General features: G+C 60.8%; 9 protein-coding genes. All 9 read left to right on the top strand.

The window, feature by feature from the left end:
• Window positions 1–505: ribosome recycling factor (gene frr, locus ACK4TM_RS15935; RefSeq protein ID WP_409703053.1), on the top strand; the 505-nt coding region annotated here is incomplete at its 5' end.
• Between the two features lie 23 nt (window positions 506–528).
• Complete coding sequence (gene uppS / locus ACK4TM_RS15940) at window positions 529–1,251, top strand: polyprenyl diphosphate synthase (RefSeq protein ID WP_409703055.1); 723 nt, start codon at window positions 529–531, stop codon at window positions 1,249–1,251.
• Window positions 1,252–1,253: 2 nt separating this feature from the next.
• Complete coding sequence (locus ACK4TM_RS15945; RefSeq protein WP_409703058.1) at window positions 1,254–2,057, top strand: phosphatidate cytidylyltransferase; 804 nt, start codon at window positions 1,254–1,256, stop codon at window positions 2,055–2,057.
• Window positions 2,054–3,223 (top strand): 1-deoxy-D-xylulose-5-phosphate reductoisomerase, encoded by a 1,170-nt coding sequence (gene dxr, locus ACK4TM_RS15950; protein WP_409703061.1) that lies wholly within the window; start codon window positions 2,054–2,056, stop codon window positions 3,221–3,223. Before ACK4TM_RS15945 ends, dxr begins: the two co-directional genes overlap by 4 nt.
• A gap of 4 nt (window positions 3,224–3,227) precedes the next feature.
• Window positions 3,228–4,562, top strand: a complete 1,335-nt coding sequence (gene rseP, locus ACK4TM_RS15955) for an RIP metalloprotease RseP (protein ID WP_409703064.1) — start codon at window positions 3,228–3,230, stop codon at window positions 4,560–4,562.
• Between the two features lie 113 nt (window positions 4,563–4,675).
• Window positions 4,676–6,979: an outer membrane protein assembly factor BamA gene (bamA, locus tag ACK4TM_RS15960; protein ID WP_409703067.1), complete on the top strand. Its 2,304-nt coding sequence runs from the start codon at window positions 4,676–4,678 to the stop codon at window positions 6,977–6,979.
• On the top strand, window positions 6,979–7,509 hold the full coding sequence (locus tag ACK4TM_RS15965; protein WP_409703070.1) for an OmpH family outer membrane protein: 531 nt from the start codon (window positions 6,979–6,981) through the stop codon (window positions 7,507–7,509). The genes bamA and ACK4TM_RS15965 overlap by 1 nt, the downstream gene beginning before the upstream one ends.
• Window positions 7,510–7,575: 66 nt before the next feature.
• Window positions 7,576–8,037 carry a 3-hydroxyacyl-ACP dehydratase FabZ gene (gene fabZ, locus ACK4TM_RS15970; protein ID WP_409703073.1) on the top strand — a complete coding sequence of 154 codons (462 nt, stop codon included), beginning with the start codon at window positions 7,576–7,578 and terminating at the stop codon, window positions 8,035–8,037.
• Window positions 8,037–8,813 (top strand): acyl-ACP--UDP-N-acetylglucosamine O-acyltransferase (lpxA, locus tag ACK4TM_RS15975; RefSeq protein ID WP_409703075.1); only part of this gene is annotated, 777 nt, incomplete at its 3' end. The genes fabZ and lpxA, both read left to right, overlap by 1 nt.

Consider the following 8,813-nt stretch of genomic DNA (forward strand, 5'->3'; position numbering starts at 1 on the left):
TGCCAATCTGCGGGTGGAACTGGCGTCCTTGCGCACCGGTCGCGCGTCGGGGTCGATGCTGGAACCGATCATGGTCGATGCCTACGGATCGCCCACGCCGATCAATCAGGTCGGCACCGTGAACGTGCCCGAACCACGGATGGTGACGATCAATGTCTGGGACAAGGCGCTGGTCGGCAAAGTCGAAAAGGCGATCCGCGAAAGCGGGCTGGGAATCAATCCGCAGCTCAATGGCACGATCATCATGCTGCCGATCCCCGAACTGAACGAAGAACGCCGCCGCGAATTGACCAAGGTCGCCGGGAACTATGCCGAAAGCGCGCGGGTTTCGATCCGCAACCTGCGCCGCGACGGCATGGACCAGATCAAAAAGGCCAAGGCCGATGGCCTGTCAGAGGATGACCAGAAATTCTGGGAAACCACGGTGCAGGAAATGACCGATGCGCATATCAAGACCGTCGATGAGACGCTGGAAACCAAACAAGCGGAAATCATGCAGGTCTGAGGCCTGCAGTTAAAGGGGCCGCAATGCGCCAGGACAGTGACAGAACCGGCCCCGATCATGTGGCGATCATCATGGATGGCAATGGCCGCTGGGCGCAGCAACGTGGCCGGCCGCGCCTGTTGGGGCATCATGCGGGCGCGCGCCGGGTACGCGAAATCCTCAAGGCTTGCCCCGGAAACAACGTCAAATATCTGACCCTGTTTGCCTTTTCGACCGAAAACTGGAAACGCACCCAAAGCGAAGTCGCCGGGCTGATGACCCTGTTTCGCAAATATATCCAGCGCGAGGCGATGGATCTGCACAGCAGCGGTGTGCGGGTGCGGTTCATTGGCGACCGCATCCGTCTGGACGACAAACTGGTCAGCCTCATGGACAATCTCGAACTGCTGACGGCGGGCAATGATCTGCTGCACCTGACCATCGCGCTGAATTACGGCGGACGTGACGAGGTCACGCGCGCGGCCAAACGGCTCGCTTATGAGGTCGAGATGGGGCGCCTGACCCACAAGGATGTTGATGCCGAAACGCTGGCACGGTTCCTTGATACCCATGTCCTGCCCGACCCCGATCTGGTGATCCGCACCAGTGGCGAGGCGCGGATATCCAATTTCCTGCTCTGGCAATCGGCCTATGCGGAATATGAATTCGTTGATACGCTCTGGCCCGATTTCACCGCAGCGGAATTCGGGCGGGTGGTGGCGCGATATGGCCAGCGCGAACGCCGCTTTGGCGCAGTGATGGCCTGATCATGTCGGGGGCGGCACCAAATCCCGCGAAATGGGACGATCTGACGATCCGCTTCGCCTCTGGCGCGGCGATGACGGCGATCGGCGCGGTGGGCGTCATTCTGGGCGGTGTCTGGTTTCAGATGCTGGTGGTATTCGTTTCCGCCGTCATGGTCTGGGAGTTGTGGATGATGATCCGCCCGGGCGAGCCGACAAAGGGGATGCTGCTGGCTGCATTGGTTGCATCCGTCATGTCGGGGCAACTGACCTACGACAGCAACTGGGCGCTGCTGATGTTCCTGATCGCGCCGGTGATCGGCGCCACGCAATTGCGGACCGAGGTCAAGACTTTCTTCATCTTTGCCTTTGGCATCCAGATCGCAGGCTGGGGTCTGGTGCATTTCCGCAATGATTTCGGCTTTACGTGGATTCTCTGGCTGATGGTGGTGGTGATCGTCACCGATATCTTTGGCTATTTCGCGGGCAAGGCCATTGGCGGCCCAAAATTCTGGCCCGCGATCAGCCCCAAGAAAACATGGTCCGGCACCGTCGCGGGCTGGGTGGGCGCGGGTCTGGTCGGGGGGATTTTCATGATCTTCACCAATGTCGGCCTGATCATCGTTCCGATTTCCATGGCGCTCAGCTTTGCCGGGCAGATGGGCGATATCGCGGAAAGCGCTTTGAAACGGCGGATGAAGGTCAAGGATTCATCCACCCTGATCCCCGGTCATGGCGGGCTGTTCGACAGGTTCGACGCGCTGCTGGGCGGGGCGATCTTCATGATCGTGATCGCCGATATTTTCGACATCCCCGGGGTCGCGTTTTGAGGCGGATTACCCTGTTCGGCGCCACCGGATCAGTCGGACAAAGCGCAGTTGACCTGATCGCGCGCGATCTGGATGCCTATGATGTCGTCGCCCTGACGGGTGGTCGAAATATCGACAAATTAGCACATGATGCCAAGTCGTTGCGCGCCGATATTGCGGTGACGTGTCATCCTGAATGCTATGATGAATTGAAATCAGCCCTGTCGGGCACCGGCATCGCCGTCGCCGCAGGGCCAGAGGCGATAGCAGAGGCGGCGATGCGCCCCGTCGACTGGGCCTTGTCCGCGATCATCGGATCGGCAGGGCTGGTGCCAGGGATGATTGCGCTGGATCACGGCACCACATTGGCGCTGGCGAACAAGGAATCCCTTGTCACCGCAGGCCCTTTGCTGATGGCGCGCGCGCAGGCGTCGGGGGCAAAGATCCTGCCCGTCGACAGCGAACATTCCGCCGTGTTTCAGGCGCTGGTGGGCGAGGATATGGCGGCGGTCGAACGGATCATCATCACCGCCAGCGGCGGTGCCTTCCGCGACTGGCCCAAGGATCAGCTGGCGACGGCGACATTGGCGCAGGCGTCCAGCCATCCGAACTGGGACATGGGGCAGCGGATCACCATCGATTCCGCGTCCATGTTCAACAAGGCGATGGAACTGATTGAAACCAAGGAATTCTTTGGCGTCCCTTCCAGTATGATCGAGGTGCTGGTGCATCGCGAAAGCCTGATCCACGCACTTGTCGGTTTCAATGACGGCGCGCTGATGGCCCATGTCGGCCCGCCTGATATGCGCCACGCCATCGGCTATGCGCTGCACTGGCCGCAGCGGCGGCATCTGCCAGTCGAACGGCTCGATCTGGCGAAAATCGGATCGCTGACATTCGCGGCCCCGGAAGAGGATCGTTATCCTGCGCTGGCGCTGGCACGTTTCGTGATGGAAACCGGGGGGCTGGCCGGTGCCGTGTTCAATGCGGCGAAAGAACGCGCGCTGGACGGGTTCATCGCCGGGGATATCGGGTTTATGCAGATGTCTGCGGTGGTGGACCGCACGCTCGTCAAAATGTCATCGGGGGATGGGCTGCAAACGCGGGACATGACCCTAGATAGCGTGCTAGACGCCGACAGGCTGGCCCGGATCTATGCGGGCGAAATCATAAGACAGTTGGGATAACACCTTGGATCTGATGCAATTCGTGCCGATGTTCGGCAATTTCGCCTTCATGATCGCAGCCTTTGTGGTTGCCTTGTCGGTGATCGTGGCGATCCATGAATATGGCCATTACATCGTGGGCCGCTGGTGCGGCATCAAGGCAGAGGTGTTCTCGCTCGGCTTTGGCCCGGTGATTTACAGCCGCACCGACAAACACGGCACGCTGTGGCAGGTCGCGGCATTGCCGTTGGGCGGCTATGTCAAATTCCTGGGCGATGCCAATGCCGCCAGCGTCGGATCGGACGACAGCGTCGACCCCGCGCATGCGCGCCGGACGATGCACGGTGCCCCGCTTTGGGCGCGCACGCTGACCGTGGCGGCGGGGCCTTTGTTCAATTTCATCCTCGCCATCGCGATCTTTACCGGCTCGATCATGTATCAGGGGCGCGCCACGGAACCGGTGACATTCGGTCAGGCGCAGGACCTGCCGGCCGCTTTCACATCCGAATTGCAAAGCGGCGATCAGATCATCGCGGTCGAGGGCATCCCCTTTACCGATGACGGCCGGGAAGAATCGCTGCTGGAATTGCTGCCGTTGCAGGAAAACCTGACCTATACGGTGATCCGCGATGACCGCCAGATCGACGTGACCGGTCCCTATCTGATGCCAACGCTGATTTCAGGTCTGGCACCCAGGTCGGCGGCGGATAACGCCGGGCTACGGATCGGCGATGTGATCACGGCGGTGGATGGTGATCCGATCTTTGCCTTCCGGCAATTGCAGGAAAGGGTGATCGCCGCCGAAGGCGCACCGCTGGACCTGACGATCTGGCGCAACGGACGCGATATCGACGTCACGCTGGCCCCGCGCATCACCGATGAACCCCAGCCTGAGGGTGGTTTCGCGCAGACCTACCGGATCGGGATCACCGGGCAATTGTTCTTTGACGCGCAGACCGAAACCGTGGGCCTGTTCGAAGCCGGGCGTCTGGGGGTCGAAGGGTTGTGGAACACCGCCACGACATCGCTGTCGGCGCTGCAACATATCATTGTCGGGCAGATTTCGACCTGCAACCTGTCGGGTCCCGTCGGCATCGCCGAAACCAGCGGATCGATGGCGCGGCAGGGCACGCAGAGTTTCATCTGGTTCATCGGGGCCTTGTCGGCGGCGGTCGGGCTGATCAACCTGTTCCCGATCCCGGTGCTGGATGGCGGGCATCTGGTGTTTTACGCTTATGAGGCCGTCACCCGCCGCAAGCCGTCGGACCGTGCCGTGCAGGTGTTCATGTTCCTCGGACTGGCGCTGATCCTGACGATGATGTCGTTTACCGTGCTCAACGATACCATCTTCTGCCGGTGAGTGTTGCAACAGTGGCGAAAATCCCGCTGATCGGATGGCTTTGTCTTTTTGACAACGGCTTTTAATGCGGCTACTCCCTTTGACAACAGGGACATCAGGACAGGCGACGAAAAATGCAAAGAATTGGTGGGCGCGCTTTGGCGCAGGGCATGGCGACAGCACGCGTGGTCGCAACGGTGACAGGATTGGCCATGGTCACGGCCGGTGCCGCCAGCGCGCAGGGCTTTGCGTTCAACAACGTATCCGTGCAGGGCAACCAAAGGGTGGCCGATGGCACGGTGCTGACAATCGCTGGGATCAGCGCCGGGCAATCCTTGTCCACCGCCGAACTGAACGATGCCGCGCAACGAATCCGGGAATCGGGCCTGTTTGAAACCGTCGACGTGATCCCGCAGGGTGGGACGCTGGTCATTCAGGTGGTGGAATTCCCGACCGTTAACCGGATCAGCCTTGAAGGCAACAGCCGCCTGCGCGACGCGCAATTGCTGCCCTTGCTGCAATCGGAACCGCGCCGTGTCTTCAACCCCGTTCTGGCCGAGGCGGATACCGCCGCGATCACACAGGCCTATGCCAATCAGGGCCGGATCAATGCTGTGGTCACACCGCGCATCATCCGGCTGACGGAAAACCGCGTCGATCTGGTGTTCGAGATCACCGAATCCGGCGTGACCGAGATTGAGCGCGTGTCCTTCCTTGGCAACCGCACCTATTCCAACGAACGGCTGCGCCGGGTGCTGGATACCAAACAGGCGGGGATTTTCCGCGCGCTGGTGACCCGCGACACATTCTCGCCCGACCGCGTCAATCAGGACCGGCAATTGCTGACCGATTTCTACCGCTCGCGCGGCTTTGCCGATTTCGAAGTGCTGAACGTCGATGTCACACTGACACCGGAACGCGACGCCTATCTGGTGACGTTCAACGTCCGTGAAGGCCAGCAGTTCAATTTCGGCAATGTCACCGTCAGCAGCGCCATCGAGGGCGTCGATGCAGCCGATTTCCAGAACGCGATCCGTGTCAGGGCAGGGGCGGTCTATTCGCCGGTGCCGATTGAAACCGACATCACAAGGCTGGAACGGCTGGCGGTTCAGCAGGGCATCAATTTCCTGCAGGTCGAACCCCGTATCACCCGCAACGAGCGTGACCTGACGCTTGATGTGAATTACGTGCTGACAGAAGGGCCGCGCGTTTTTGTCGAACGGATCGACATTCAGGGCAATTCCACCACGCTGGACCGGGTGATCCGTAACCAGATCCGCGTCGTCGAAGGCGACCCTTTCAACCCCCGCGAAATCCGCGACAGCGCGCGGCGTATCCGTGCGCTGGGGTTCTTTCAGAATGCCAATGTCGAAACCCGGCAGGGGTCATCGGAAAATCAGGTCATCGTCGACGTCGACGTGACCGAAGGGCCGACAGGCACCCTGTCTTTCGGGGCCAATTACAACACCGATACCGGCCTTGGGCTTGTCGCGTCTTACGGGCAAAGCAACTTTCAGGGGCGCGGTCAGCGGTTGGATTTCGATATCTCGACAGCGGCGACCAATCAGCGGCTGTCGTTCCGCTTTGCCGAACCGCAATTGCTGGGCCGTGACCTGCGCGCCGGGATCGAGTTATCCTATCTGCAAACCAGTCGCGAAAACGCGCTTTATGACACGCAATCTTTCCGGTTCAGCCCGACACTGGCGTTTCCGGTCAGCGAAAACGGGCGCCTGACAGTGTTTTACGCCTTCAACTATACCGATCTGTCGAACGTATCCGACGATGCCAGCCCGATCATCGTGAACGAGGCCGAGATTGGCGCGGTCACGACAAATTCGCTGGGCTATTCCTACAGCTACGACACCCGCCGCGAAGGGCTTGATCCGAATACCGGCATCATCCTGCGCTTTGGTCAGGAATTCGGCTTTGGCGACAGCCAGTTCATCAGAACCACGGCGCTGGCCGGTGCCGAAACACGGGTGCTGAACGAAGAAGTGACGCTGCGCGCCACCGTCGAAGGCGGCTATCTGGATTACCAGCAAGGGCAAAGCCGCGTCACCGACCGTTTCTTTCTTGGCAGCCGCCTGATGCGCGGCTTCGAGGCGGGCGGGATCGGTCCACGCTCTAATGAACCCTTTGATGATGCTATCGGCGGCAACGCCTTTGCCGTGGCCCGGCTTGAGGCGGAATTCCCCCTTGGTCTGCCAAGCGAATACGGGATCACCGGCGGCGTGTTCGCCGATTACGGGTCTGTCTGGGATTCAGGCTATCCAGATCAGGTCGAATATGACGATTTCACCCCGCGCGCTGTGGTCGGTGCCTCGATCTTCTGGACCACGCCCATCGGGCCGCTGCGTTTCAACTTTACCGAACCTCTGGACGTGCAGGACCGCGACCGGACCCGGTTCTTTGACGTCACGATCTCGACCAGCTTCTGATGTGGGCCGGCCGTGCGTTGCTTGTCTGTCTGCTGCTGGCGATGCCGGCGGCAGCCCAGGAACTGCCGCCGGCCGGCCCGCCTGTTCTGATCATCGACAGCGAACGGCTGTTCTTTGAAACCGAATATGGGCGGCGTATTGCATCCGATCTGGCGCAGAAATCGGCAGAACTGCAGGCCGAAAACGACGCCATCGCCGCCGAACTGACCGAAGAAGAACGCAGCCTGACCCAGCGCCGCGCCAGCATGGAGCCCGATGATTTCCGGGCCGAGGCCACGGCCTTTGACGTGCGCGTGCAAGAGGTCCGCCGCGACCGCGAGGCCAAGACGGTCGAGCTGCAGACCGAGGCCACGCAGGCCCGCGCCGCGTTCGAGGAACGCGTGCAGGCCATCGTCGCAAATATCATGCTCGAACGCGGTGCTGCCATGGTGCTGGAACAGCGCAACGTTGTGCTGTCGGTGCGATCCGCCAATATCACCGACGACGCGGTGCGCCGGATTGACGAAATGCTGGGCGACGGTACCCAATAGCCGCGCTTGCCGCGCGCTTCGCGGCTTGCTAGTCAGGTTATCAAGCCGCAAGAACAAGGAAAAATCATGTCCGAGCCCGTGACCACCGCCGATATCCAGCTGATCCAGAAAATCCTGCCCCACCGCTATCCGTTCCTGCTGGTGGACAAGGTGCATAGCATCGATGGCACGCAATCGGCGACAGGCATCAAGAATGTCACGATGAACGAACCCTATTTTCAGGGCCATTTTCCCGGCAACCCGATCATGCCCGGTGTAACGATTGTCGAGGCGATGGCCCAGACATCCGCCGTGATGGTTGGCACGTCGCTTGGCCTGACCGACGGCAATCTGTTGGTCTATTTCATGGCCATCGACGCCTGTAAATTCCGTCGCAAGGTCGTGCCGGGCGACGTGCTGGAAATGAAGATCACCACGACACGCGGCAAACCAGGCGGTAAGGTCTGGCGCTTCAAGGGTGTCGCGACCGTCGATGGCGAACTGGCCGCCGAGGCGGAATTCACCGCAATGATGGATATGCAGGGCTGATGGTGGGGATTCACCCCTCTGCCGTGATCGCGAATGGCGCGCTGATCGGCGCGGGCTGCGATATCGGGCCGTTTTGCGTGATTGGCCCCGATGTGGTACTGGGCGAAGGCGTGACGCTAAAAAGCCATGTGGTGATCGAAGGCGACACCCATATCGGCGACGGTTGCACCATCTTTTCCTTCGCGGTGATCGGTGAAATCCCGCAGGATTTAAAATTCGGCGGCGAAAAAACGCAGCTCCGCATCGGCGCACGCAACCGAATTCGCGAACATGTCACGATCAACACCGGCACCGCACAGGGCGGCGGCATCACGCGCATCGGCGATGATTGCCTGCTGATGGCGGGCTGTCATGTCGCCCATGATGCGCAGGTCGGCAACCGGGTGATCATCGTCAATTCCTCTGCCGTGGCGGGCCATTGCGTGATCGAGGATGATGTGATCATCGGCGGTCTGTGCGGCGTGCATCAATTCGTGCGGATCGGGCGGGGCGCGATCATCGGGGCAGTGACCATGGTCACGGCGGATGTCGTGCCGCACGGTCTGGTGCAGGCGCCGCGCGGCGTGCTGGACGGGCTGAACCTTGTCGGGCTGAAACGCAAAGGCGTGGACCGTGCCGATATCACCGCGCTGCGCGCCGCGTTCCAGATGCTGAAAGACGGTGAAGGCAACTTTCAGGACCGCGCGCGCAAACTGGGCGCGGAAAGCGACAGCGCCTATGTGCAGGACATGGTCCGTTTCATCCTTGGCCCGTCGGACCGCAATTTCCTGACGCCC

Source organism: Yoonia sp. (genome assembly GCF_046292185.1).
Lineage (GTDB): Bacteria > Pseudomonadota > Alphaproteobacteria > Rhodobacterales > Rhodobacteraceae > Yoonia.